This window comes from Citrobacter sp. L55 (assembly GCF_002850715.1).
GTDB classification, from domain to species: Bacteria; Pseudomonadota; Gammaproteobacteria; order Enterobacterales; family Enterobacteriaceae; genus Citrobacter; species Citrobacter braakii.
Map to the genome: position 1 here is coordinate 621,391 of NZ_KZ559399.1, position 24,953 is coordinate 646,343.

At 52.9% G+C, this 24,953-nt stretch carries 22 protein-coding genes, 3 tRNA genes and 1 pseudogene; 18 read left to right on the forward strand and 8 right to left on the reverse strand.

Annotated elements, in window-relative coordinates; translation table 11 throughout:
* Nucleotides 1-12 precede the first annotated feature (12 nt).
* The 8 genes and pseudogenes from acpP to ptsG all read left to right on the forward strand — a co-directional run bounded on the left by acpP (nt 13) and on the right by ptsG (nt 7,712).
* Nucleotides 13-249, forward strand: a complete 237-nt coding sequence (acpP, locus tag B9P82_RS03090; protein ID WP_000103754.1) for an acyl carrier protein — start codon at nt 13-15, stop codon at nt 247-249.
* A gap of 85 nt (nt 250-334) precedes the next feature.
* Nucleotides 335-1,575 (forward strand): annotated as a pseudogene (gene fabF, locus B9P82_RS03095) (beta-ketoacyl-ACP synthase II).
* 135 nt (nt 1,576-1,710) lie between these two features.
* The gene (gene pabC / locus B9P82_RS03100) at nt 1,711-2,520 is read left to right on the forward strand and encodes an aminodeoxychorismate lyase (RefSeq protein WP_101699923.1); all 810 of its coding nucleotides are present in this window, start codon (nt 1,711-1,713) and stop codon (nt 2,518-2,520) included.
* Between the two features lie 2 nt (nt 2,521-2,522).
* Nucleotides 2,523-3,545 carry a cell division protein YceG gene (yceG, locus tag B9P82_RS03105; protein WP_101699924.1) on the forward strand — a complete coding sequence of 341 codons (1,023 nt, stop codon included), beginning with the start codon at nt 2,523-2,525 and terminating at the stop codon, nt 3,543-3,545.
* The gene (gene tmk, locus B9P82_RS03110) at nt 3,535-4,176 is read left to right on the forward strand and encodes a dTMP kinase (protein ID WP_016156195.1); all 642 of its coding nucleotides are present in this window, start codon (nt 3,535-3,537) and stop codon (nt 4,174-4,176) included. The genes yceG and tmk overlap by 11 nt, the downstream gene beginning before the upstream one ends.
* Nucleotides 4,173-5,177 carry a DNA polymerase III subunit delta' gene (holB, locus tag B9P82_RS03115; RefSeq protein WP_016152653.1) on the forward strand — a complete coding sequence of 335 codons (1,005 nt, stop codon included), beginning with the start codon at nt 4,173-4,175 and terminating at the stop codon, nt 5,175-5,177. The genes tmk and holB overlap by 4 nt, the downstream gene beginning before the upstream one ends.
* Nucleotides 5,178-5,187: 10 nt before the next feature.
* Nucleotides 5,188-5,985: a metal-dependent hydrolase gene (locus B9P82_RS03120; RefSeq protein ID WP_016156196.1), complete on the forward strand. Its 798-nt coding sequence runs from the start codon at nt 5,188-5,190 to the stop codon at nt 5,983-5,985.
* A gap of 293 nt (nt 5,986-6,278) precedes the next feature.
* A complete protein-coding gene (ptsG, locus tag B9P82_RS03125; protein WP_016152655.1) occupies nt 6,279-7,712 on the forward strand; it encodes a PTS glucose transporter subunit IIBC in 1,434 nt (477 codons plus the stop codon).
* A gap of 55 nt (nt 7,713-7,767) precedes the next feature.
* On the opposite strand, the gene B9P82_RS03130 is transcribed toward ptsG, so the two are convergent.
* From B9P82_RS03130 to B9P82_RS28430, 5 genes are all read right to left on the reverse strand, one after another.
* The gene (locus B9P82_RS03130) at nt 7,768-9,546 is read right to left on the reverse strand and encodes an aminopeptidase P family protein (protein ID WP_101699925.1); all 1,779 of its coding nucleotides are present in this window, start codon (nt 9,544-9,546) and stop codon (nt 7,768-7,770) included.
* 15 nt (nt 9,547-9,561) lie between these two features.
* Nucleotides 9,562-11,016: an AMP nucleosidase gene (locus tag B9P82_RS03135; protein WP_016152657.1), complete on the reverse strand. Its 1,455-nt coding sequence runs from the start codon at nt 11,014-11,016 to the stop codon at nt 9,562-9,564.
* 118 nt (nt 11,017-11,134) lie between these two features.
* The gene (gene shiA / locus B9P82_RS03140) at nt 11,135-12,451 is read right to left on the reverse strand and encodes a shikimate transporter (RefSeq protein WP_016156198.1); all 1,317 of its coding nucleotides are present in this window, start codon (nt 12,449-12,451) and stop codon (nt 11,135-11,137) included.
* Between the two features lie 208 nt (nt 12,452-12,659).
* Nucleotides 12,660-12,735 (reverse strand) — tRNA-Asn (locus B9P82_RS03145).
* A 113-nt stretch (nt 12,736-12,848) separates the two neighbouring features.
* Nucleotides 12,849-13,001, reverse strand: coding sequence for a hypothetical protein (locus tag B9P82_RS28430; RefSeq protein WP_016156199.1), 153 nt, complete (start codon nt 12,999-13,001; stop codon nt 12,849-12,851).
* Nucleotides 13,002-13,060: 59 nt separating this feature from the next.
* On the opposite strand from B9P82_RS28430, the gene nac reads away from it, so the two are divergent.
* Nucleotides 13,061-13,978 carry a nitrogen assimilation transcriptional regulator NAC gene (gene nac / locus B9P82_RS03150; protein ID WP_016156200.1) on the forward strand — a complete coding sequence of 306 codons (918 nt, stop codon included), beginning with the start codon at nt 13,061-13,063 and terminating at the stop codon, nt 13,976-13,978.
* A gap of 101 nt (nt 13,979-14,079) precedes the next feature.
* Complete coding sequence (cbl, locus tag B9P82_RS03155; RefSeq protein WP_016152661.1) at nt 14,080-15,030, forward strand: HTH-type transcriptional regulator Cbl; 951 nt, start codon at nt 14,080-14,082, stop codon at nt 15,028-15,030.
* A 42-nt stretch (nt 15,031-15,072) separates the two neighbouring features.
* Here cbl and B9P82_RS03160 read toward each other — a convergent pair.
* Together B9P82_RS03160 and B9P82_RS03165 are read right to left on the reverse strand one after the other, a co-directional pair.
* Nucleotides 15,073-15,148: transfer RNA gene (locus B9P82_RS03160), tRNA-Asn, on the reverse strand.
* Between the two features lie 117 nt (nt 15,149-15,265).
* Complete coding sequence (locus B9P82_RS03165; protein WP_278249402.1) at nt 15,266-16,735, reverse strand: EmmdR/YeeO family multidrug/toxin efflux MATE transporter; 1,470 nt, start codon at nt 16,733-16,735, stop codon at nt 15,266-15,268.
* A 160-nt stretch (nt 16,736-16,895) separates the two neighbouring features.
* Here B9P82_RS03165 and B9P82_RS03170 point away from each other — a divergent pair.
* Nucleotides 16,896-16,971 (forward strand) — tRNA-Asn (locus B9P82_RS03170).
* Between the two features lie 98 nt (nt 16,972-17,069).
* On the opposite strand, the gene fhuE is transcribed toward B9P82_RS03170, so the two are convergent.
* On the reverse strand, nt 17,070-19,256 hold the full coding sequence (gene fhuE, locus B9P82_RS03175) for a ferric-rhodotorulic acid/ferric-coprogen receptor FhuE (protein ID WP_101699927.1): 2,187 nt from the start codon (nt 19,254-19,256) through the stop codon (nt 17,070-17,072).
* Nucleotides 19,257-19,604: 348 nt separating this feature from the next.
* Here fhuE and hinT point away from each other — a divergent pair, with 348 nt between their 5' ends.
* From hinT to ndh, 7 genes are all read left to right on the forward strand, one after another.
* Entirely contained in the window at nt 19,605-19,964 is a 360-nt protein-coding gene (gene hinT, locus B9P82_RS03180; RefSeq protein ID WP_016156204.1) for a purine nucleoside phosphoramidase, read from the forward strand.
* A 2-nt stretch (nt 19,965-19,966) separates the two neighbouring features.
* Nucleotides 19,967-20,341 (forward strand): YcfL family putative periplasmic lipoprotein, encoded by a 375-nt coding sequence (locus B9P82_RS03185; protein ID WP_019076489.1) that lies wholly within the window; start codon nt 19,967-19,969, stop codon nt 20,339-20,341.
* 13 nt (nt 20,342-20,354) lie between these two features.
* Nucleotides 20,355-20,996: a penicillin-binding protein activator LpoB gene (gene lpoB, locus B9P82_RS03190; RefSeq protein WP_016152673.1), complete on the forward strand. Its 642-nt coding sequence runs from the start codon at nt 20,355-20,357 to the stop codon at nt 20,994-20,996.
* On the forward strand, nt 20,977-21,801 hold the full coding sequence (thiK, locus tag B9P82_RS03195; RefSeq protein WP_101699928.1) for a thiamine kinase: 825 nt from the start codon (nt 20,977-20,979) through the stop codon (nt 21,799-21,801). The genes lpoB and thiK overlap by 20 nt, the downstream gene beginning before the upstream one ends.
* Nucleotides 21,802-21,811: 10 nt before the next feature.
* Entirely contained in the window at nt 21,812-22,837 is a 1,026-nt protein-coding gene (gene nagZ, locus B9P82_RS03200) for a beta-N-acetylhexosaminidase (protein ID WP_016152675.1), read from the forward strand.
* 21 nt (nt 22,838-22,858) lie between these two features.
* On the forward strand, nt 22,859-23,401 hold the full coding sequence (ycfP, locus tag B9P82_RS03205) for an alpha/beta hydrolase YcfP (RefSeq protein WP_003030817.1): 543 nt from the start codon (nt 22,859-22,861) through the stop codon (nt 23,399-23,401).
* Nucleotides 23,402-23,637: 236 nt separating this feature from the next.
* Nucleotides 23,638-24,942 carry an NADH-quinone dehydrogenase gene (gene ndh / locus B9P82_RS03210; RefSeq protein ID WP_046274786.1) on the forward strand — a complete coding sequence of 435 codons (1,305 nt, stop codon included), beginning with the start codon at nt 23,638-23,640 and terminating at the stop codon, nt 24,940-24,942.
* Nucleotides 24,943-24,953 lie beyond the last annotated feature (11 nt).

Sequence of the window (24,953 nt, forward strand, 5' to 3'; positions counted from 1 at the left end):
AAATTTAAGAGTATGAGCACTATCGAAGAACGCGTTAAGAAAATTATCGGCGAACAGCTGGGCGTTAAGCAGGAAGAAGTAACCAACAATGCTTCCTTCGTTGAAGACCTGGGCGCAGATTCTCTTGACACCGTTGAGCTGGTAATGGCTCTGGAAGAAGAGTTTGATACTGAGATTCCGGACGAAGAAGCTGAGAAAATCACTACCGTTCAGGCTGCCATTGATTACATCAACGGCCACCAGGCGTAAGTGAACATCTCCAGGCGGTCATTCGACCGCCTGAGTTTTATCTTTTTATCCCACTTGAATTATTTTCCCTCCCTGGAGGACAACCGTGTCTAAGCGTCGTGTAGTTGTGACCGGACTGGGCATGTTGTCTCCTGTCGGCAATACCGTAGAGTCTACCTGGAAAGCTCTCCTTGCCGGTCAGAGTGGCATCAGCCTGATCGACCATTTCGATACTAGCGCCTATGCAACGAAATTTGCTGGCTTAGTAAAGGATTTTAACTGTGAAGACATTATCTCGCGCAAAGAACAGCGCAAGATGGATGCTTTCATTCAATATGGAATTGTCGCTGGCGTTCAGGCCATGCAGGATTCTGGTCTCGAAATTACGGAAGAGAACGCTCACCGTATTGGCGCCGCTATCGGCTCTGGTATTGGCGGTCTCGGATTGATCGAAGAAAACCACACCTCTTTGGTGAATGGCGGTCCACGTAAGATCAGCCCGTTCTTCGTTCCGTCAACGATTGTTAACATGGTGGCAGGTCACCTGACCATCATGTACGGCCTGCAAGGGCCAAGCATCTCCATTGCGACCGCCTGTACTTCAGGTGTGCATAACATTGGTCATGCAGCACGTATCATTGCATACGGCGATGCAGACGCGATGGTTGCGGGTGGTGCAGAAAAAGCCAGTACCCCGCTGGGTGTGGGTGGTTTTGGCGCGGCACGTGCGCTGTCTACACGTAATGATAACCCGCAAGCGGCAAGCCGTCCGTGGGATAAAGAACGTGATGGCTTTGTGCTGGCGACGGTGCAGGCATGGTGGTACTGGAAGAGTACGAGCATGCGAAAGCGCGCGGTGCAAAAATCTATGCTGAAGTCGTTGGTTTTGGCATGAGCAGCGATGCTTACCACATGACGTCACCACCTGAAAACGGTGCGGGCGCTGCGCTGGCAATGGTCAACGCACTACGCGATGCGGCTATCGAAGCGGGTCAGATTGGCTATGTCAACGCGCATGGCACGTCTACTCCTGCTGGCGATAAAGCCGAAACCCAGGCAGTGAAATCTGTCTTTGGCGATGCGGCAAGCCGTGTGATGGTAAGCTCCACTAAATCCATGACCGGACACCTGTTGGGTGCGGCGGGCGCGGTAGAGTCTATTTTCTCTATCCTGGCGCTGCGCGATCAGGCTATTCCGCCAACCATCAACCTGGATAACCCGGATGAAGGTTGTGACCTGGACTTCGTACCTCACGAAGCGCGTCAGGTTAGTGGTCTGGAGTACGCACTGTGTAACTCCTTCGGCTTTGGCGGGACTAACGGTTCGTTGATCTTTAAAAAGATTTAAGTCTGCCAGGTGGTGCGTTAGCATCGATAGCAATTTAAAAAGGTCCGCTTGTCGGGCCTTTTTTTATTCGGTTTTCCACCCTTGTCCTGTGTTGTTCATCCTGCCAAACTAGCGGACCAGAAATAAGGAGCCACCATGTTCTTAATTAATGGCTGCGAGCAGAATATGCTGGCCGCAAGCGATCGAGCGACCCAATTCGGTGATGGCTGTTTTACCACTGCGCGTATTATTGACGGCGAAATTTGCCTCTTTGCAGCGCATCTTGCGCGTTTACAAGACGCCTGCCAAAAATTGCTGATCTCTTTCGGAGATTGGTCAGAGCTGCAAAGTGAAATGAAAATGCTGGCGCAAGGGCATGCGCGGGGCGTGTTAAAAGTGATTATCAGCCGTGGTAGCGGTGGCCGTGGTTACAGCGGCGCAAACTGTCGCAGTGCCACACGTATTCTCTCTGTTTCAGCCTGGCCCGATCATTACGATCGTTGGCGACTGGAGGGGATAACGCTGGCGTTAAGTCCAGTGCGTCTGGGGCGTAATCCGTTGCTTGCCGGACTTAAGCACCTGAATAGACTGGAACAAGTGTTGATTCGCTCTCATCTTGAGCAGACGGCAGCTGATGAAGCACTGGTTCTTGACAGTGAGGGATGGGTTACGGAATGCTGTGCGGCTAATTTGTTCTGGCGTAAGGGGGATGTGGTTTACACTCCCCGGCTGGATCAGGCCGGAGTGAACGGCATTATGCGACAATTCTGTATCCGGATGCTGGCACAATCGTCGTTCAGCATTGTCGAAGTGTATGCCGGGTTGGAAGAGGTTATGCAGGCCGATGAAATCGTCGTCTGTAATGCGTTAATGCCTGTTATTCCCGTACGCACCTGTGGCGACACGCTGCTGTCTGCACGTATGTTGTTCGATTTTTTAGCCCCACTTTGTGAGCACCCGAATTAGTCATGAAAAAATTGTTACTTGTTGTCCTGTTATTGCTGGTTGTGCTGGGCATAGCTGCGGGAGTGGGAATGTGGAAAGTTCGCCATCTGGCGGACAGTAAGTTATTGATTAAAGAAGAGACGATTTTTACGCTGAAAGCGGGTACGGGCCGTCTGGTTCTCGGTGAACAGTTGTATGCGGACAACGTTATCAATCGTCCGCGTGTATTCCAGTGGCTGCTGCGTGTGGAACCCGAACTGTCGCATTTTAAAGCCGGAACCTACCGTTTTACGCCCGACATGACGGTACGGGATATGTTGCAACTGCTGGAAAGCGGTAAAGAGGCGCAGTTCCCGTTACGTCTGGTTGAAGGGATGCGTTTGAGCGACTACCTCAAACAGCTTCGTGACGCCCCGTACATCAAACATACGCTGAGCGATGATAATTACGAGACCGTTGCTCAGGCGCTGAAGCTGGAGAACCCGCAATGGGTAGAAGGCTGGTTCTGGCCAGATACCTGGATGTATACCGCCAATACAACCGACGTGGCGTTGCTAAAACGCGCGCATCAGAAAATGGTTAAAGCGGTAGACTCGGTCTGGGAAGGGCGCGCTGAAGGCCTGCCTTATCTGGACAAAAATCAGCTGGTAACCATGGCCTCTATTATCGAAAAAGAGACTGCGGTTGCCAGCGAGCGTGACCAGGTGGCTTCCGTCTTTATTAACCGCTTACGGATTGGCATGCGTTTACAGACCGATCCGACGGTGATTTACGGGATGGGGTCACGGTATAATGGCAAGTTGTCGCGTGTGGATTTAGATACCCCGACCGCCTATAACACTTATACCATTACGGGGCTGCCGCCTGGCCCGATTGCCATGCCGGGAGAGGCCTCATTGCAGGCCGCGGCGCATCCGGCAAAAACGCCGTACCTCTATTTCGTGGCTGACGGTAAAGGCGGTCACACGTTTAACACCAATCTTGCCAGCCACAACCGGTCCGTGCAGGATTACCTGAAAGTGCTTAAGGAAAAAAATGGGCAGTAACTATATCGTCATCGAGGGCCTGGAAGGCGCCGGAAAAACCACTGCGCGTAACGTGGTGGTAGAGACACTTGAGCAACTCGGTATTCGTGACATGGTTTTTACCCGCGAACCGGGGGGAACTCAGCTCGCGGAGAAACTAAGAAGTCTGGTGCTGGACATTAAGTCGGTGGGTGACGAGGTCATCACTGACAAAGCTGAAGTTCTGATGTTTTACGCTGCGCGCGTACAGCTGGTCGAAACCGTTATTAAACCTGCGCTGGCAAAAGGCGCATGGGTAATTGGCGACCGTCACGATTTGTCGACCCAGGCGTATCAGGGGGGCGGACGCGGCATCGATCAAAACATGCTGGCAACCCTGCGCGATGCTGTGCTCGGTGATTTTCGCCCGGACCTGACGCTCTATCTGGACGTGACTCCAGAAGTCGGATTGAAGCGTGCCCGTGCGCGCGGCGAGCTGGATCGTATTGAGCAGGAATCTTTCGATTTCTTTAATCGCACCCGCGCGCGCTATCTTGAACTGGCTGCCAAAGATGCCAGCATTCGTACCATCGACGCTACGCAGCCGCTGGAAGCGGTGATGGCTGATATCCGCAATACCATCACCCAGTGGGTGCAGGAGCAGGGCGCATGAAATGGTACCCATGGTTACGGCCAGATTTTGAAAAACTGGTAGCTAGCTACCAGGCGGGTCGTGGTCACCATGCGTTACTGATTCAGGCGTTACCCGGAATGGGTGACGACGCGCTGATTTACGCGCTCAGTCGCTATTTAATGTGCCAGCAGCCGGAAGGGCATAAAAGCTGCGGACACTGCCGGGGCTGTCAATTGATGCAGGCGGGGACGCATCCTGATTACTATTCGCTGCTGCCGGAAAAAGGCAAAAGCACGCTGGGGGTTGATGCGGTACGTGAAGTGAGTGAAAAGCTGTACGAGCATTCACGCCTTGGCGGTGCGAAAGTGGTGTGGATCCCTGATGCCGCCCAGTTAACTGATGCTGCTGCCAATGCTCTGCTAAAAACGCTGGAAGAACCGCCGGCACAAACCTGGTTTTTCCTCGCCAGCACAGAGCCTGCGCGATTGCTGGCGACATTGCGCAGCCGCTGCCGGTTACACCATCTTGCGCCGCCGGCTGAGTCGTACGCTATCTCCTGGCTCGCCCGCGAAGTGACCGCATCTCCAGAAGCTCTGTTGAGCGCATTACGCCTGAGCGCGGGTTCGCCTGGTGCGGCACTCTCGTTATTACAGGCTGAAAGCTGGGCGCATCGCACAGATTTTTGTGCGGCACTGGCAAACACATTAAACGCAGGTGACTGGTATATCCTGCTCGCGGCGTTAAACCACGATCAGGCCGCCGCCCGTTTACACTGGCTGGCAACGTTGTTGACGGATGCCTTGAAGCGTCCGTATGGGGTTTCCCATTTAACCAATCCTGATGCGCTGGACCTGATATCTTCTATCGCAGAACGGTTATCCGTCGCCCGGATACAGGCGATACTCGGTGACGTTTGTCATTGCCGTCAGCAGTTGCTGAACGTAACAGGCGTAAACCGTGAACTGGTGTTAACCGATCTTATCCTGCGTATTGAGCATTACCTGCAACCAGGCACCGTACTGCCTGTTCCCCATCTTTGAGAGAGACATTATGTTTTTAGTCGACTCACACTGCCATCTTGATGGCCTGGATTATCAATCTCTGCATAAGGACGTGGATGACGTGCTGGCGAAAGCAGCCGCACGCGATGTGAAATTCTGTCTTGCCGTCGCGACCACTCTGCCAGGATACCGCAGTATGCGCGAACTGGTCGGTGAACGTGACAATGTGGTGTTCTCCTGCGGCGTGCATCCGTTAAATCAGGATGAAGCCTATGATGTTGAAGACCTGCGCCGTTTTGCCGCCGAAGAGGGCGTTGTGGCGATGGGGGAAACCGGGCTGGACTATTTCTATACGCCGGAAACAAAGGTGCGCCAGCAGGAATCTTTTATCCATCATATTCAGATTGGCCGTGAGTTACAAAAGCCAGTTATCGTACATACCCGCGATGCGCGGGCCGATACGCTGTCTATTCTGCGCGAAGAAAAAGTGACGGATTGTGGTGGCGTACTACACTGTTTTACAGAAGACAGAGAAACGGCGGGCAAATTGCTGGACCTCGGATTTTATATCTCGTTTTCCGGCATCGTCACTTTCCGTAACGCAGATCAGCTCCGTGATGCCGCCCGCTATGTTCCTCTGGATCGGTTGCTGGTTGAGACGGATTCTCCCTACCTTGCGCCTGTACCGCATCGTGGAAAAGAGAACCAGCCTGCCATGACCCGTGACGTTGCGGAGTATATGGCCGTAGTGAAAGGTGTTGCCGTTGAAGAACTGGCGCAGGCAACCACTGATAACTTTGCTCGCCTGTTTCACATCGACGCTTCTCGCCTGCAATCCGTTCGTTAACTGACTTTTTTTAAAGCTCGTAATTAATAAGCAAAGCGAGTAAAGTTCACCGCCTCAAAATGGGCGGTGAATAACCGGTTTGACACATTCAGAAACGCATTTTATCGGAATGTGCGGATTTTACGGCCATCCACGACTGAATTGTGATAGCCGTCAAACAAAAACAAACTGAATTATTTTACTCTGTGTAATAAATAAAGGGTACTTAGATGCCCTGTACACGGCGAGGTTCTCCCCCCTCGCTAATGCGTGAGAACGTAGAAAAGCACAAATACTCAGGAGCACTCTCAATTATGTTTAAGAATGCATTTGCTAACCTGCAAAAGGTCGGTAAATCGCTGATGCTGCCGGTATCCGTACTCCCGATTGCAGGTATCCTGCTGGGTGTCGGTTCCGCTAACTTCAGCTGGCTGCCAGCCGTTGTATCGCACGTAATGGCAGAAGCAGGCGGTTCTGTTTTTGCAAACATGCCGCTGATTTTTGCCATCGGTGTCGCGTTAGGCTTCACCAATAACGACGGCGTATCTGCACTGGCATCCGTTGTTGCCTACGGCATTATGGTTAAGACCATGGCTGTTGTTGCGCCGCTGGTTCTGCATTTACCTGCTGAAGAGATCGCAGCTAAACACCTTGCTGATACGGGTGTTCTCGGGGGGATTATCTCCGGTGCGATTGCAGCGTATATGTTCAACCGTTTCTACCGTATCAAATTGCCTGAGTATCTTGGCTTCTTTGCGGGTAAGCGCTTCGTTCCTATCATTTCTGGTCTGGCCGCTATCTTCACCGGTGTGGTTCTGTCCTTCATTTGGCCGCCGATCGGGACTGCTATTCAGACGTTTTCCCAGTGGGCTGCATACCAGAACCCGGTCGTAGCGTTCGGTATCTATGGCTTCATTGAACGCTGCCTGGTGCCGTTTGGTCTGCACCATATCTGGAACGTTCCATTCCAGATGCAGATCGGTGAATACACCAATGCTGCGGGCCAGGTATTCCACGGCGATATCCCTCGCTATATGGCGGGTGACCCGACTGCGGGCAAACTGTCCGGTGGCTTCCTGTTCAAAATGTACGGTCTGCCGGCTGCCGCTATCGCTATCTGGCACTCTGCTAAACCAGAAAACCGCGCGAAAGTGGGCGGTATCATGATCTCCGCGGCGCTGACCTCGTTCCTGACCGGTATTACCGAACCGATCGAGTTCTCGTTCATGTTCGTGGCGCCGATCCTGTACATCATCCACGCAATTCTGGCTGGTCTGGCATTCCCGATCTGTATCCTGTTGGGTATGCGTGACGGTACGTCGTTCTCCCACGGTCTGATCGACTTTATCGTTCTGTCCGGTAACAGCAGCAAACTGTGGCTGTTCCCGATTGTCGGTATCGGTTATGCGATTGTTTACTACACCATCTTCCGTGTGCTGATCAAAGCGCTGGACCTGAAAACTCCGGGTCGTGAAGATGCTACCGAAGACACCAAAGCAGGTGCGTCCGGCGAAATGGCTCCGGCCCTGGTTGCGGCATTCGGCGGTAAAGAAAACATCACTAACCTCGATGCGTGCATCACTCGTCTGCGTGTCAGCGTCGCTGACGTTGCCAAAGTGGATCAGGCTGGCCTGAAGAAACTGGGTGCGGCGGGCGTTGTAGTGGCGGGTTCCGGTGTTCAGGCTATCTTCGGTACTAAGTCCGATAACCTGAAAACTGAAATGGATGAGTACATCCGTCACAGCTAAGCAGTAAAAAGTTGGGGAGAATTAAGGCAGCCTGCGGGCTGCCTTTTTTAATGCATTAATTGGCCTGAACGCGAATCGGCGCAGTGGCGGCGAACAACCACGGACGAGCCTCTGCGTTCACGCGTGGGGATAACGTCTCTCTGACCTGCTGATGATAATCATCAATCCACTGCTTTTCAGCCTCACTTAGCAGATGCAGTTCAACCAGACTTAAATCAATCGGCACCAGCGTCAGCGTTGAGAAGCGACAGAAGCCAGGACGACTGTTGATAATCTCCACCTGATTCTCAATACGGATCCCATATTCTCCGGCCAGATAATAACCCGGCTCGATGGTAATGATATTGCCCGCAACCAGGGGCCAGGGGTTTACTTTTTTGGCAATGCGATGGGGCTGCTCATGGATCAGGAGCTGATGGCCTACGCCGTGTCCCGTACCGTGATCAAAATCCAGACCCAGATCCCACAGCGCCCGACGGCTAAAGGCATCCAGCTGATGACCCTGAGTGCCGCTGGGAAATTGCAGCGAGATAAGCGACAAAAAGCCTTTCAACACAGCGGTGTAATGCAGACGACGCTGCGGATCCTGTGGACCAAACGCGAGGGTGCGCGTTGTATCCGTCGTACCATTATGGTACTGGCCGCCGGAATCATTCAGATACATGGCCTGAGAGGTAATGGGCGTATTGGTTTTTTCACTGGAATGGTAATGGCACATTGCGGCATTGCTGGCTGAGGCCGAAATCGTGTTGAAGCTTTGCTCGATAAATCCCGGCTGCTGCTGGCGAAATTCCAGTTGCCTGGCCTGCGCTTCCAGCTCAGTGACCGGATTGCCTGCCGCTTCGCGCAAGGGAACTTCATGCGTAAGCCATGCCAGAAAGTTAACCCAGGCCGCGCCATCTTGTTCATGGCATTCCCGATAGCCCGCCAGTTCAACGTCATTCTTGTGCGCTTTCATCAAGGTGATGGGATCGGGTGCCCATAAGACCTCGCCACCGTGTTCTACAATGGCAAAACGCAGCGCGACCGGGGCGTAGTCTTTATCGACCAAAAAGCGTTTCCCTTTGGCCAACTGCTGGCAGCGGGCAAGAAAACTCTCTTGTGGGGCCAGCGTGAGCGTATTCAGCAGTGCAGCAGGGAGCTGCTGGGTTTTGTTGCTATCCACAAACCATTCCAGCTCGCCGCTGCGATGGAGCAGGGCGAACGAAAACGGCACTGGCACCATTGGCAGATCGGAACCGCGCACATTCAGCAGCCAGGCAATGTTATCCGGCAGCGTGATCGCCAGAACGTCGGCCTGTTGTTGCGTGAGCAGATCCACGACGCGGGCACGTTTTTGTGTGCTGCTTTCCCCGCTGATTTCAATGGGCATTTCATGAATGATGCCGCAGGGTGCTGCCGGCCGGTCAAGCCATACCTGGTCGAAAGGATCTTGCTCAAGAGGCACCAGCTCGCAATGGGTCGCCGACAGTGCTTCAAACTGGCTGTTGACCATCAGCAACGGTTCAAAACCGATACGCGCGCCCGCAGCAACGTGAGACTGCAAATAGTCGGCCAGCGGTTCGTCATGTAAATGGTGAATTTCAAAATCATCCAACGAGACTTCATTGCGCACCTGGACCTGATAGCGTCCATCGACAAACATTAATGCGCGGTCGCGCAGGACCAACGCGAGACCAGCGGAGCCGCTAAAACCGGTCAGCCAGGCCAGCTTATTGTCATGCGGTGTACAATCTTCGCTTTGGTGAGCGTCGGCGCGCGGAACAATCATGCCATCCAGCCCTTGCGCTAACAGCAGGTTGCGCAGAGCGGAAAGAGGAGTTGAGTTGTGCATAGTTACCTTCAGGCCTTAACGGAACGGCGGTTCGTTGAACGTACGTAATTTACGGGAGTGCAGTCGATCGCCTTCAGCACGCAGACGATCAATTGCCCGGATACCTATTTGCAGGTGCTCGGAAATGGCACCTTCATAAAAACGGTTGGCCTGACCAGGCAGTTTGATCTCGCCGTGCAGCGGTTTATCGGAAACGCACAGCAGCGTGCCGTAAGGGACGCGGAAGCGGTAGCCCTGGGCGGCGATAGTGGCGCTTTCCATATCAATAGCCACCGCGCGACTGAGGTTAAAACGCAGCGCAGAAGCGGAATAGCGTAACTCCCAGTTGCGATCGTCGGTGGTGACGACGGTACCGGTACGCAGGCGCTGTTTAACCTCTTCGCCGGGCATGCCGCTGACTTCTTTGGTGGCGTCATACAGTGCGCGTTGTACTTCCGCAATGCTCGGAATCGGAATATCCGGCGGTAGTACGGCATCCAGCACATGGTCGTCACGCAGATAAGCGTGGGCCAGAACATAGTCGCCAATCGCCTGGCTTTCGCGCAGGCCGCCACAGTGTCCAATCATTAGCCAGACGTCAGGGCGTAGGACGGCCAAATGATCGCAAATGGTTTTGGCGTTAGAAGGGCCAACGCCGATATTGACCAGCGTGATCCCCTGACCGTCGGCGGTGATTAAATGCCAGGCGGGCATCTGATGTTTCTTCCAGGCGAGATCGGAGATGGCCTCTTCCGGAGCTTCCGTTTCAGCGGTGATCCAGATCCCGCCTGCGCATGACAGCGCGATATAAGGGCTGTTCGGATCGAGGATCTGGCTGCAGCCCCAGCGCACGAACTCATCGACATAGCGGGTGTAGTTGGTGAACAGCACAAATGGCTGGAAATGTTCAACCGGCGTTCCCGTGTAGTGACGCAGTCGTGCGAGCGAAAAATCAACTCGTCGGGCGTCGAAGTGCGACAGCGGGGAGAATTCCGCCGGATGATAGGTACCATCGGCTGTTTCGTCGCCGATCTGTGACAACTCGGTAGTGGGGAAATGGCGCGTTAATCCGGCGCTCATTGAGCGGTCGAGCGTCAGTTCAGAACCGTCGATCACATAGGGATAAGGGATTTCATGCTGCGACGGTTCGACGGAGATATGCGCATCATAATCCTGATACAGCAGCGTGAGTTGTTCTTCAAGATAGGGACGAAAAAGCGACGGACGGGTGATCGTAGTGGTATAGCTGCCCGCATGGGTAAAACGGCCATAGGCGCGGGTTTTCGGAGGATTGGTGGCGCTGCCATCCCAGGTGACACAAAGCGATGGGTAAACAAAAAGACCATTATGGCGGGCGATTATGTCAGGGAGCGTCCCTGTTTCAATGTACTTACCAATGGCGCTACGCAGTGCTTTAACCGACTGCTCGTACAGCGCGTCCAGTTTATCCAGTGCCTGAGTTGGGGTCAGGCTGGAGCCCTTATTGTTCATGTCTGTCTCCTTGTTCCACAGATGTACTGCTCTCCCGATAGTATGTCACAGGAATATGAAACAAAAGTCAGACGTTGAGGAAGATTGTGCGAAGGCCGAATGACCTTCGCATCAGGGCTTAACTGTGCTGCTTATCCCGCATCAGCAATGCAGTGGCGGCGGAAATAAGACACCCGGCCATCAGATAAATGGCCACGCTGTGCCAGTCTCCGCCCGAGAATGTTACCAGTGCTGCAGCAATGAAAGGGGTAAAACCACCGCCAACCACACTTGCCACCTGATAGCCAACGCCTGCGCCGCTGTAGCGATAACTTGCGCCAAACAAACCGGTAAACATAGGCTGTTGTACGCAGACCACCATATCGTGCGCAATATTGGCCAACATAATCGCGAAGAACACGATCCAGAAAATAGACTGTGCTTCCAGCGCCATAAAGAACGGGAAGGCGCTCAGCGTACCGACCAGTGCACCGGTAATGTACACGCGCCGTCGACCAAAGCGGTCGGCAAGCCAGGCAAAGCAGGGGATGGTCAGACAGCTCAGTCCTCCCACTAACAAACCGATATTCAGAAACAGCTCGCGCGGTAGGCCCAGGTTCTGCGTAGAGTAATTAAGGGCAAACGCGGTGACGATATACATCGTCAGCAGTTCACATAAGCGCAAGCCGATAATTTTTAAGAATGCGCCTGGATGACGGATTAACGCCTCGACCACCGGTAACCGCTTTTTCTCTGGTTGCGCTGCCTGTTGCTGCTGTTCGAATTCGGCTGATTCATCCATTCTGTTACGCATCCACAACGCGCCCAAAACCAGTACGATGCTGAACAGGAACGGAATACGCCAGCCCCAGCTCAGGAACTGCTCATCGGTAGTTTGCGAGCTAATCAGTGAGACCAGACCGGTAGAAAGCAGCAGTCCGACGCCGTAACCGACCTGAACGCCACTGCTGTAGAAGGCTTTTTTATTTTTCGGCGCGCTTTCGACCGAGAGCAACGCCGCGCCGCCCCATTCACCACCAACGGCGAATCCCTGAATGGCGCGTAGCGTCACCAGCAGCACAGGGGCCCACCAGCCAATAGTGTCAAAAGAAGGAATAATCCCTATCAGCGCAGTGGCAATCCCCATCATCCAGACGGTGAGCATCAGCATGCGTTTACGGCCAAGGCGATCGCCAAAGTGGCCGAAGATAACCCCGCCTAACGGACGGAACAAAAATCCGACGCCAAAGGTGGCAAATGCGGCAAGTGTTCCCATTGCCGGGCTAACCTGCGGGAAGAACTCGCGATTAAAGACCAGTGCGGCGGTGATGCCATAAAGCAGAAAATCATACCAGTCGACCACGGCGCCAGCGAAGCTACCAAGCGCAGCGCGTCGGGCACGATGAAGCGAAGAGACGTCCTCTTGGGGACCCGCGGAGGTGAGAGTGGAATCCATAGTTATCCTGTCTGTACTGTCTTTTAGTTATTAGTATTTGAATTGGGCTACACACATTGCAGTCGATATATTAACGACCGTTATGAGATTACCGCGACAGACGGGAAGAGAAAACGATTATCTCCCTCACCAGAGGGCTACATGAAAAATAAGACGAATGAAAAACAGAAAAGCAAAAAGCCCGCTTAAAAGCGGGCTTCTCTAAATTTGGCTCCTCTGACTGGACTCGAACCAGTGACATACGGATTAACAGTCCGCCGTTCTACCGACTGAACTACAGAGGAATCGTTTGAACGAGGCGCATATTAGCGAGGGCGATGAGGCTTGTCAAAGGGGGAAATACATTTGTGCGTTCGTTTGCTGACAAAATCAGCAAAGCGGCGATCTTTCCGTCTTTTTATGCTTTTGCCCCATTCTGGTGCGCGTCTACCTCTTCCAGGGCAGCCAGAATGAGAGATTCAGGTGTGCAAAAAGTCCATTCTTCACCTTTGAGCCTGACTTTACGCGGTTTTAACCGTAAAACACGGCTGCTGACTAAACTGGCAAGCATCTTGCAATCCTGAATTAATGACTGCCAGCACGGGTTCTGGTATTCCGACAGGAGGCAAAATGAACTTCAGACGACTGAAATATTTCGTGAAAATCGTCGATATTGGTAGCCTGACCCAGGCAGCGGAAGTGTTGCATATCGCGCAACCCGCGCTGAGCCAGCAGGTTGCTACGCTTGAAGGCGAACTGGATCAGCAACTGCTGATTCGCACCAAACGCGGCGTCACACCGACGGAAGCGGGGAAAGTGTTGTATGCCCATGCGCGGACGATCTTACGTCAGTGCGAGCAGGCGCAACTTGCGGTCAATAACGTAGGTCAGACCCTGGGGGGACAGGTCTCTATTGGCCTGGCGCCGGGGACGGCGGCGTCAGCCATCACTATGCCGTTATTACAGACAGTACGAGCAGAGCTGCCCGATGTGCTGGTCTATTTGCATGAAAACAGTGGGGCGGTGCTGAATGACAAGCTGCTCAGCGGGCATTTAGACATGGCGGTGCTCTACGAGCGCTCACCCGTGGCGGGTATCAGCAGTCAACCGTTGCTTAAAGAGGATCTGTACCTGGTCGGGACGCGTGATTGCCCGGGGCAAAGCGTCGATTTAGCCGCGGTGGCGCAGATGAATCTGTTTTTGCCACGGGATTACAGCGCAGTTCGCCTGCGTGTAGATGAAGCTTTTTCGCTTCGTCGCCTGACGGCCAAAGTGATTGGCGAAATTGAATCAATCGCCACCTTAACGGCTGCCATCGCCAGTGGGATGGGCGTCACAGTGTTGCCTGAGTCGGCGGCCCGTTCATTATGTAATGCCGCTAACGGCTGGATGGCGCGGATAACAACCCCATCGATGAATCTGCCATTATCGCTGAACGTCTCAGCCAGAGGGAGCTTATCGCCGCAGGCACAGGCTGTGAAGGAGATCCTGTTGTCGCTGGTAAGCCGTCCGGCACTGGAAAACCGCGAGCTACAGCTGGTCAGCTAAACCTTATTCCCTCCAGGAATAAGATGCGGGTTTTTATTATTTGTTATGCCGGGCATCAGACTTTAACAATAGCGTAATGTCTGATGTGCCCGGAGCGAAAAGTGAATTTCCAGCAACTTAAAATAATCCGCGAGGCGGCCCGTCAGGATTACAACCTGACGGAAGTCGCGAATATACTGTACACCTCGCAGTCGGGAGTCAGCCGACATATTCGTGAACTTGAAGATGAACTTGGCATTGAGATTTTTATCCGTCGCGGTAAACGCCTGCTGGGCATGACCGAACCGGGCAAAGCCTTGCTGGTTATTGCCGAGCGTATTCTGAATGAGGCCAGCAACGTTCGCAGACTGGCGGATCTGTTTACCAATGACACGTCCGGTGTACTGACGATTGCCACCACGCATACACAGGCGCGCTATAGCCTGCCCGCGGTGATTAAAGCCTTTCGTGAGCTCTTTCCTGAGGTACGTCTGGAACTGATCCAGGGTACACCGCAGGAGATTGACGTACTGCTGCAAAACGGTGGGGCAGACATCGGGATTGCCAGCGAGCGACTGAGCAGCGATCCGCTGTTGGTAGCTTTTCCCTGGTTTCGTTGGCACCACAGCCTGCTTGTTCCTCACGATCATCCCTTGGTGAAAACGTCTCCTCTCACACTGGAATCTATCGCCCACTGGCCATTAATTACGTATCGTCAGGGGATTACGGGGCGTTCCCGTATCGATGAGGCATTTGCCCGTAAAGGGTTAGTGCCGGATATTATCCTCAGCGCCCAGGACTCGGATGTGATTAAAACCTATGTGTCGCTGGGGCTGGGAATCGGGCTGGTGGCAGAACAATCCAGTGGAGAGCAGGAGGAGGGGAGCTTAACCCGTCTGGATACCCGGCACTTATTTGATGCAAATACCGTCTGGCTGGGCCTGAAACGCGGGCAACTGCAGCGCAACTATGTCTGGCGATTTATTGAGCTATGCAACGCAGGGTTATCCGTCGATGAAATCAAGCGCCAGGCGATGGAGCCAGATGAAGCCGTGATTGATTATCAGATATAATGCAAGAAGCCTGCTTAGTTTCCTAAGCAGGCTTCTTAAATATGGCTCCTCTGACTGGACTCGAACCAGTGACATACGGATTAACAGTCCGCCGTTCTACCGACTGAACTACAGAGGAATCGTGTGAACGAGGCGAATATTAGCGATGCCACTCAGCGTTGTCAAAGCCTGAATAGATAAATGCGATCGTTTGCTGAAATATTCCCCATTTCGCCGCTTATTCAGACGCAACCGGTTATTTTATGCACTTTTCACGCTCGGGACGAGGGTATTTCCATAACCAGCGGCCTGTAACCATACGCCAGTAAAATAACGCGGCGCGCACGGCCCAGTCGAAGAACATCCCTAACCAAACGCCGACTACGCCCCATCCTAATACAATTCCCAAGGTGTAACCCGCCACAACGCGACAGCCCCACATGCCCAACATCGATACCCACATCGCAAAACGCACATCACGTGCGCCCTTAAACCCTGATGGTAGCACCCAGGATGCTGCCCATATCGGCATAAACGCTGCGTTGAGCCAAATTAGGATGACTATGACCTCTTTTACATCCTGATCGTGGGTATAAAATGAGGCCATAACGCCGGCAAAAGGGGCGGTTAGCCAGGCGATGGCGGTTAAGCCGATTGTTGATAGCCAGAATATATGGCGTAACTGGATTTCCGCTTGGGCAATCTGACCATTTCCCAGACGCCTGCCGGTAATGATTGTCGACGCGGAGCCTAAAGCATTCCCCGGCAGGTTGATGAGCGCGGCGATAGAAAAGGCAATGAAGTTTCCGGCAATTACGCTGGTTCCCATGCCGGAGACAAACATTTGCGTTAACAGTTTACCGCCATTAAATAGCACTGACTCAATACTTGCCGGAATACCGATCCCCATAACTTCCCAGATAATGGCGAGATTGAGCGGCTTAAAATAGCTTTTGAAGGGAATTCGCAGCGCCGGATTAAAACCAATCATCAGCACCCAGATAATGGCGAACGCACCGATGTAGCGTGAAATGGTCAGCCCGAGTCCTGCCCCCACAAATCCCAGCCCTTGCCAGGAAAAGACCCCGTAAATCAGGATGCTACTGATGATGATATTTAGAATATTCATACCGCCATTAATCAACAGCGGAATTTTGGTATTTCCGGCTCCGCGGAGTGCGCCGCTACCGATCAAAGCAATGGCTGCCGCCGGGTAGCTGAGCACCGTTAGTTCCAGATAGGTGAGTGCCAAAGCCTTAACATCGGGGGTTGCTTCACCGGCGACAACGTCAATAATCTGTTCACCAAAATAGTGAATGACCGCTGCCAGCGCGGTAGCAAAAATCGTCATGATCACCAGCGATTGTCTGGCTGCTGCCCTTGCCCGTCGACGATCACGTTTTCCCAGGCTAAATGCTACCACCACCGTTGTTCCCAGATCGATGGCGGCAAAAAACGCCATGATGACCATGTTGAAACTGTCGGCGAGACCAACGCCAGCCATTGCTTCTTTTCCCAACCAGCTAACAAGGAAGGTACTCAGTACGCCCATCAACAGTACACAGGTGTTTTCCAGAAAAATGGGGACCGCAAGCGGAGTGATTTCGCGCCAAAAGAGAACCTTATAACTCTTGCGTTTGGCATACCAGGGCGTGCGGGAAGCGACCTGGCGTAAGGCAGCGGAGACGTTCAAAGTGGACCTTAAAGAAGAAAGTTGAAACCTCATTTCAAATGATGAGGGAGAATCCAAAAAGCTGCAAAGTTTTTTCCATTTAAAATGTCTGGAAATGCAACAAACTGTCGAGAGAAGCATCAATTGAAACTTATTCGGGGAAATGGGGTTTGACAAAAATTTTTTCGCCGCTAAGATAAGCCTCCACAACGATTCCTCTGTAGTTCAGTCGGTAGAACGGCGGACTGTTAATCCGTATGTCACTGGTTCGAGTCCAGTCAGAGGAGCCATATTTAAGAAGCCCGCTTAAGGAAACTTAAGTGGGCTTTTTGTGTTCTCAGTCCAATGCATCCACCTGACGAGCAGGTGGAGCGTGATGTGTTTCGAATCAGAACTGATAGCTGGCGGTGACGCTGACGTTGCGCGGCTCGCCATAGACGATAGATCCGTCGACATTGGTGTCGTAGGTTTTATCGAACAGGTTATTGAGGTTACCCTGCACAGAGAAATTTTTCGTCACCTGATAGCGAGTGAATAAATCGACCAGGGCGTAGCTTCCCTGTTCCGCACGGAATGTGCCAAACGGCGTGACCGTATCGCTATAAACACGATTCTGCCAGTTAACCCCACCGCCCACGGTCAGTTCCGGCATGGCTGGCAGGCGATAACGGGTAAACAGTTTTACTGTGGTACGCGGTAGGTTCGGGTTTACCGCATTGCCTTCGTTGTCTTCAGCAACATAGCGTGTCGCGCCGAACGTCATCTGCCAGTTATCGGTGATCGCACCGTTAACTTCGAATTCGACCCCTTTGCTGACCGTTCCATCCATCGCTCTATAGGCCGTGTCGCCATTGCTACCGGCAATTGGTACGCCGGTTGATTGGCCCACGTTATCCTGTTCAATGCGGAACACCGCGAGGGTGGTGGTTAAACGGCTGTTCATCCAGTCGGACTTCAGGCCAAGTTCATAGTTATTGCCGGTAATTGGGGAGAGATATTTACCGGAACTGTCGCGCTTGTTCTGCGGCTGGAAGATTGAGGTATAGCTGGCGTACGTAGACCAGTTATCGTCAATGTCATACACCAGGCCCGCATACGGCGTGGTATGGTTTTGTTCCATGCTGTAGGCGAGGGTGTCGATACGCCAGTTGGTATAACGCGCGCCGACAATCAAATGCAGTGGGTCGGCCAGCGAAATACGTGTTGCGGCGTAGAGCGATTTCATGTGCGTGGTATCGTCCTGGGCCAATGACTGCGGGTTCCAGTTGGTTTCCGGGAAGTTACCATCGAAGGTATAGAAGCTGCCGATTTCGTTGGGGAATACGTTCGCCCACGCGCTTTCGTAACGGTTATTCTGTTTACTGTAGCTGCCGCCCAGCATCAGATTATGCTGACGACCAAACAGGTCGTAACCGCCGTCGGCGAACAGATCGACGGCATCCACCTTACGCTTGCCGCTGTTCCAGCCGGTACCTCCGACGTAGTCATAGCCCGGACCATAGCTGCTATACGGGCCAATCAGCGTACCATCGGCTTTATTGACATAGGCATCGACGTACATCATTTTACTGTCAAACTTGACCTCGGAGTGGGTGGCATTCATGGTCGCCTGCCAGGTATCGGCAAAACGTTGCTTGATGGTGACAAACACTTTGTTGAAGTCTTTATCGTTGTACGCCCAGTCCGGCGCAGTGCTGCGCGAGCGGTCATAGCTGTTTTTGCTGCCGTCGGTATTCCAGCGCGGCAATCCACCCCATGTTGGGCTGTTGATATCAATGCGCTGGTATTCATAACCCACAGACAGGCTGGTGGTGTCGCCCAGATCGGCATCGACAATCCCGGAGAAGAACATTTTTTCGCTATTGTAGCGATCAAGCCAGGCGTCGTTATTCTGGTAGCCCGCCACGATGCGCCCGCGCACGTTGCCGTCTGCCGTGAGCGGGCTTTGCAGATCGGTCACATATCGTTGTTTATTCCAACTGCCATATTCCGCAGAAACATTACCGGTGAACTCGCGGCTGGTGGCATGCTTACGGATCATATTAATCGACGCTGAGGGGTTACCCGTCCCGGTCATTAGCCCGTTTGCGCCACGGACAACTTCGACACGCTCAAAAAGGGCCGTGTCGGAAAGGGCATCACCGAGATTCCAGCGGGATTCAAAATAGGTCGGAATCCCATCGACCATATAGTTATCAATCTGAAATCCGCGAGAGTAATAGCTACTGCGATCTGAATCCGCCTGACTTCTGCTTATCCCCAACGTGTTGTCCATCACATCGCCCAGCGTTTGCAGTTGCTGATCTTCCATGCGCTGCTGACTGATAATACTGACTGATTGCGGAATATCGCGCTGCGTCATCTGCATTTTGGTGCCAGCAGTCGTTGATTTAACGCTGTAATCTTGCTCCTCACTGGATGTGGCTGGAGCAGAGCCCTCAACGATAACTGTCTCTTCAGCAGGGGCTGCGAGGCTGGTGGAAGGCAATAGTGCTAACGTGATGCAGGCTGCCAGTACAGAAGGGGCAAGCCCCGGTTGGCGTTGGTCATCCCCGTTGTGTGTTGTGAAAGACATCGAAAAGTCCTTGATAATTATTAATATTAAGTTCGAATCACTGAGGTTGTGATGAACCCTTTGGTTGTAAATTATTAAGTTTGCATATGAATGCAAATGCGAAATATACGCATTCACATTCAATGTGTAAACAGATGCTACGGCATAAATGAAATGTTGTTTCAGTACTATGCTTAAGTAATAGCGACGGGAAATGGTTATAAGAACAGCAGTGGCAGGGCTTTTTGCTTAAAAAATCGAGGGTTAAAGTTGAAAGAGCGTGAGTAACTCGCTCATACTCTATACTCGCAGAGTGACCCGGCGTAGCATGGCATAACGCTTGGGCTGTTAATGAAAAAGGAAAACGTCGTGGCAGAAGAAACTATATTCAGCAAAATTATCCGTCGTGAAATTCCGTCAGATATCGTGTACCAGGATGAACTGGTCACTGCGTTTCGTGATATTTCCCCTCAGGCACCTACGCACATTCTGATCATTCCTAACGTCCTGATCCCGACCGTCAACGATGTGACGGCGGAACACGAGCAGGCGTTGGGTCGCATGATCACCGTAGCGGCGAAAATCGCCGAGCAGGAAGGCATTGCTGCGGATGGGTATCGTTTAATTATGAATACCAATCGTCACGGCGGTCAGGAGGTGTATCACATTCATATGCACCTGCTGGGTGGACGTGCGCTGGGTCCAATGCTTGCGCATAAAGGTCTGTAAGCATGACCAGAGGATGCATTGCACTTTCACTGAGCTTGCTGCTACTGGCTGGCTGTCGGGCACATCCTGAAATTCCGGTAAGTGATGAACAGTCGCTGGTGATGGAATCAACGATTCTGGCGTCGGGCATTACAGCAGAACAACCGACGTTAACCACGTCTGATATTCAGGCCTCAGCATCCTCGCGACTTTATAACGAAAGACAAGAACCCGTTACCGTTCATTATCGGTTTTACTGGTATGACGCCAGAGGACTGGAAATGCATCCTCTGGAAGCGCCACGCAGCGTGACTATCCCGGCTCATTCGTCGGTGACGCTGTACGGCAGCGCCAATTTTTTGGGGGCGCACAAGGTTAGACTTTATCTTTATTTGTAAGGGGTGAATCTTGATGATCAAAATGAATCGCTACGCACTGATTGCCGCGCTGGCGATGTTTCTCTCTGGCTGTGTGGCGCAACGTGAGCCCGCACCAGTAGAGGAAGTAAAGCCAGTGCCGGAACAGCCCGCGCAGCCGCAACAGCCGGTGCCGGTTGTACCAACGGTGCCAAGCATACCGCAGCAGCCGGGTCCGATTGAGCACGAGGACCAAACGGCGCAGCCGACGCCACGTCAACGTCACTATGACTGGAACGGGGCTATGCAGCCGATGGTCGGCAAAATGCTGCAGGCTGACGGCGTCAAAGCGGGAGGTGTTCTGCTGGTTGATAGCGTGAATAACCGGACCAACGGCTCGTTGAATGCCGGTGAAGCCACCGAGACCTTGAGGAACGCGCTGGCGAATAACGGCAAGTTTACCCTGGTTTCCGCCCAGCAGTTGGCTGTCGCCAAACAGCAGTTAGGTCTGTCGCCGAACGACAGTCTGGGAACGCGCAGCAAAGCGATTGGTATCGCCCGTAACGTTGGCGCACAGTATGTGCTCTATTCCAGCGCCTCCGGCAACGTCAATTCGCCGGCCCTGCAAATGCAATTAATGCTGGTACAAACTGGCGAGATAATCTGGTCAGGTAAAGGTGCCGTACAGCAACAATAACCGGCTGACGCGCGACGAGGTGTTGTCGCGCTATTTCCCGCAGTATCATACCATCGCAGCCAACCAGAGCGGCCTGAGCGGCGGGAGCTGCATCATCGAGCACGATACCCACCGCTTAGTGTTGCGCTGTCATCACGACCCTGACGCGCCGGAATCGCATTTCTTACGCCACTATCACGCGTTAAAGCACCTGCCTGAAAGCCTTGCGCCGCGCCCCCGCTTTTATATACGTGGGTGGATGGCGGTCGACTTTTTTCACGGTAAGGTAGAATCCAGATTGCCGGACGCCGACGAACTCGCTGGCTTATTGTATCATCTGCACCAACAACCCCAATTGGGCTGGAGAATCAGTCTGCTGCCGCTACTCGAACAGTACTGGCAGTGTGGCGATCCGGCGCGTCGCACGCCATGCTGGTTGCGAGCGTTGAAGCGACTCAGGAAAAGCGGTGAGCCTCGACCTTTGCGTCTGGGGCCTCTGCATATGGATGTCCACGGTGACAACATCGTACGTACAGCATCAGGGCTGCGGCTGATTGACTGGGAATATGCCGGAGACGGTGATATCGCTCTGGAGCTGGCGGCGGTTTGGGTCAACGACGAATCTCAGCACCAACGGCTGGTTAGCGCCTACGCCCAACGAGTGCACATTGAACAAAACGCGCTGTGGCGGCAGGTCAGACGATGGCGGCCCTGGGTCATAATGCTGAAAGCGGGGTGGTTTGAGTATCGCTGGCGACAAACCGGCGATCGACAATTTATCAGGCTGGCCGATGAAACCTGGCGGCAGCTAATAATGAAAGGATAAGGAGAGCAGTGTGGGCCCAGTAATGTTGGATGTCGAAGGGTATGAGCTGGACGCTGAAGAGCGTGAGATTCTGGCGCATCCGCTGGTAGGTGGGTTGATCCTCTTTACCCGAAATTATCATGACCCGGAACAGTTGCGTGAATTAGTGCGCCAGATTCGCGCGGCATCACGCAATCATCTGGTGGTGGCGGTAGATCAGGAAGGCGGCAGGGTACAGCGTTTTCGCGAAGGATTTACTCGTCTGCCCGCGGCCCAATCCTTTGCTGCGCTGCACGGTCTGGAAGACGGCGGCAATCTGGCTCAGGACGCCGGATGGCTAATGGCCAGCGAAATGATCGCAATGGATATAGATATCAGTTTTGCGCCGGTGCTGGATGTGGGGCATATCAGCGCGGCGATTGGCGAACGCTCTTACCATGCCGATCCGCGGAAAGCGCTGGCTATGGCGACTCGCTTCATTGACGGTATGCATGCTGCTGGCATGAAAACTACCGGTAAACATTTCCCCGGGCATGGGGCAGTGACGGCGGATTCGCATAAAGAAACCCCAACCGATCCACGTTCAGAAGCCGAAATTCGTGCAAAAGATATGTCCGTGTTCCAGACATTGATTACGGAAAACAAACTCGATGCCATTATGCCTGCGCATGTCATCTACAGTGACGTGGACCCGCGTCCGGCGAGCGGTTCGCCACACTGGCTGAAAACGGTGCTGCGTCAGGAGCTTGGTTTCGATGGCGTCATTTTCTCCGATGATTTGTCGATGGAAGGGGCGGCGATTATGGGAAGTTATGCGGAGCGTGGTCAGGCATCGCTGGATGCGGGTTGCGATATGATCCTGGTCTGCAATAATCGTAAAGGCGCGGTCAGTGTGTTAGATAATCTGTCGCCGATCAATGCAGAACGTGTTACACGTTTGTATCATAAAGGTTCATTTTCACGTCAGGAACTGATGGACTCGGCACGCTGGAAGACGGTAAGCGCCCAGCTCAACCAGCTTCATGAGCGCTGGCAGGAAGAGAAAGCAGGTCATTAACGCAAGTTTGGCGAGGATGCGATGATTATCTATTTACACGGTTTTGACTCTAACAGCCCGGGCAACCACGAAAAGGTGTTGCAGCTGCAGTTCATCGACCCGGATGTCAGGCTGATTAGCTACAGTACACGGCATCCTAAACATGACATGCAGCATCTACTGAAAGAAGTGGACAAAATGCTGCAGCTTAATGTGGACGACCGTCCGCTGATTTGTGGCGTGGGGCTCGGGGGATATTGGGCTGAACGGATTGGTTTTCTGTGTGATATTCGTCAGGTAGTGTTTAATCCCAACCTGTTCCCGTATGAGAACATGGAAGGAAAAATCGACAGGCCTGAAGAGTATGCCGATATCGCGACAAAATGCGTGACCAATTTCCGCGAAAAGAATCGCGATCGCTGCCTGGTGATCCTGTCACGTCATGATGAAGCGCTCAATAGTCAGCGTTCGTCAGAAGAGCTGCATCATTTTTACGAGATAGTCTGGGACGAAGAGCAGACGCACAAGTTTAAGAATATCTCCCCGCATTTGCAGCGCATCAAAGCGTTCAAGACGTTAGGTTAATCCTCAATGAACGTGTAAAAAACCAGCCTTCGGGCTGGTTTTTTTGTTCTTAAAGTTCGTGTTGTCTATCTTTTCAGCATCAAAACTTGATACACATCAATTTTGGTATGACCAATGCACCGTTCGTGTTATTCTCACTCTCGAAGAACATTTTCATTATCGTAACTTGTTGTTAATTAAAGGCTATTCCTATAACTTTTAATTAACAATTGGTTAATAAATTTAAGGGGGTCACGTTGACTACACCATTAAAAAGAATCGTGATTGTCGGCGGCGGTGCTGGCGGACTGGAAATGGCGACACAGCTGGGTAAAAAGCTGGGACGCAAGAAAAAGGCCAAAATCACGCTGGTGGACAGAAACCACAGCCATTTATGGAAACCGTTACTGCATGAAGTCGCGACGGGTTCCCTGGACGAAGGCGTGGATGCACTGAGCTATCTGGCGCATGCCCGTAACCACGGTTTCCAGTTTCAGTTGGGTTCGGTGGTGGATATCGATCGCGAAGCGAAAACCATTACTCTTGCCGAGCTGCGCGATGAGAAGGGCGAGCTGCTGGTTCCTGAGCGCAAAGTCCCGTATGACACGCTGGTGATGGCGTTGGGCAGTACCTCCAACGATTTCAATACGCCGGGCGTCAAAGAAAACTGCATTTTCCTGGATAACCCGCATCAGGCGCGTCGTTTCCACCAGGAGATGCTGAATCTGTTCCTGAAGTATTCCGCGAATCTGGGCGCTAACGGCAAAGTAAATATCGCCATTGTCGGCGGCGGTGCGACGGGGGTTGAACTCTCAGCCGAGCTGCACAATGCGGTAAAACAGCTGCACAGCTATGGTTACAAAGGGCTGACCAACGAAGCGCTGAACGTTACGCTGGTAGAAGCCGGTGAGCGTATTCTGCCTGCGTTGCCGCCGCGTATTTCCAGTGCTGCGCATAATGAGTTAACCAAACTGGGCGTACGCGTACTGACCCAGACGATGGTAACCAGCGCTGATGAAGGCGGACTGCATACCAAGGATGGCGAGTACATTGAAGCCGATCTGATGGTGTGGGCTGCGGGGATCAAAGCGCCAGACTTTATGAAAGACATTGGCGGTCTGGAAACCAATCGTATTAACCAACTGGTGGTTGAGCCGACTCTGCAGACCACGTGCGATCCCGACGTGTACGCGATTGGCGACTGCGCTTCCTGCGCTCGCCCGGAAGGTGGTTTTGTGCCGCCGCGCGCTCAGGCTGCGCACCAGATGGCAAGCTGCGCAATGAACAACATTTTGGCGCAGATGAACGGCAAGCCGCTGAAAGCCTATCAGTACAAAGACCACGGCTCTCTGGTTTCACTTTCTAACTTCTCTACCGTGGGTAGCCTGATGGGTAACTTGACCCGTGGTTCGATGATGGTAGAAGGGCGTATTGCGCGCTTTGTGTACATCTCACTGTACCGCATGCACCAGATTGCTCTGCACGGTTACTTTAAAACCGGTCTGATGATGCTGGTTGGCAGCATTAACCGGGTGATCCGCCCGCGTCTGAAACTGCATTAATACGGCTTATG

Excerpts from the sequence above, each read along its gene's own strand:
- acpP (WP_000103754.1), top strand. The coding sequence starts at position 13 with ATGAGCACTATCGAAGAACGCGTTAAGAAAATTATCGGCGAACAGCTG.
- pabC (WP_101699923.1), top strand. The coding sequence starts at position 1,711 with ATGTTCTTAATTAATGGCTGCGAGCAGAATATGCTGGCCGCAAGCGAT.
- yceG (WP_101699924.1), top strand. The coding sequence starts at position 2,523 with ATGAAAAAATTGTTACTTGTTGTCCTGTTATTGCTGGTTGTGCTGGGC.
- tmk (WP_016156195.1), top strand. The coding sequence starts at position 3,535 with ATGGGCAGTAACTATATCGTCATCGAGGGCCTGGAAGGCGCCGGAAAA.
- holB (WP_016152653.1), top strand. The coding sequence starts at position 4,173 with ATGAAATGGTACCCATGGTTACGGCCAGATTTTGAAAAACTGGTAGCT.
- B9P82_RS03120 (WP_016156196.1), top strand. The coding sequence starts at position 5,188 with ATGTTTTTAGTCGACTCACACTGCCATCTTGATGGCCTGGATTATCAA.
- ptsG (WP_016152655.1), top strand. The coding sequence starts at position 6,279 with ATGTTTAAGAATGCATTTGCTAACCTGCAAAAGGTCGGTAAATCGCTG.
- B9P82_RS03130 (WP_101699925.1), bottom strand. The coding sequence starts at position 9,546 with ATGCACAACTCAACTCCTCTTTCCGCTCTGCGCAACCTGCTGTTAGCG.
- B9P82_RS03135 (WP_016152657.1), bottom strand. The coding sequence starts at position 11,016 with ATGAACAATAAGGGCTCCAGCCTGACCCCAACTCAGGCACTGGATAAA.
- shiA (WP_016156198.1), bottom strand. The coding sequence starts at position 12,451 with ATGGATTCCACTCTCACCTCCGCGGGTCCCCAAGAGGACGTCTCTTCG.
- B9P82_RS28430 (WP_016156199.1), bottom strand. The coding sequence starts at position 13,001 with ATGCTTGCCAGTTTAGTCAGCAGCCGTGTTTTACGGTTAAAACCGCGT.
- nac (WP_016156200.1), top strand. The coding sequence starts at position 13,061 with ATGAACTTCAGACGACTGAAATATTTCGTGAAAATCGTCGATATTGGT.
- B9P82_RS03165 (WP_278249402.1), bottom strand. The coding sequence starts at position 16,735 with ATGAGGTTTCAACTTTCTTCTTTAAGGTCCACTTTGAACGTCTCCGCT.
- fhuE (WP_101699927.1), bottom strand. The coding sequence starts at position 19,256 with ATGTCTTTCACAACACACAACGGGGATGACCAACGCCAACCGGGGCTT.
- B9P82_RS03185 (WP_019076489.1), top strand. The coding sequence starts at position 19,967 with ATGACCAGAGGATGCATTGCACTTTCACTGAGCTTGCTGCTACTGGCT.
- lpoB (WP_016152673.1), top strand. The coding sequence starts at position 20,355 with ATGATCAAAATGAATCGCTACGCACTGATTGCCGCGCTGGCGATGTTT.
- ycfP (WP_003030817.1), top strand. The coding sequence starts at position 22,859 with ATGATTATCTATTTACACGGTTTTGACTCTAACAGCCCGGGCAACCAC.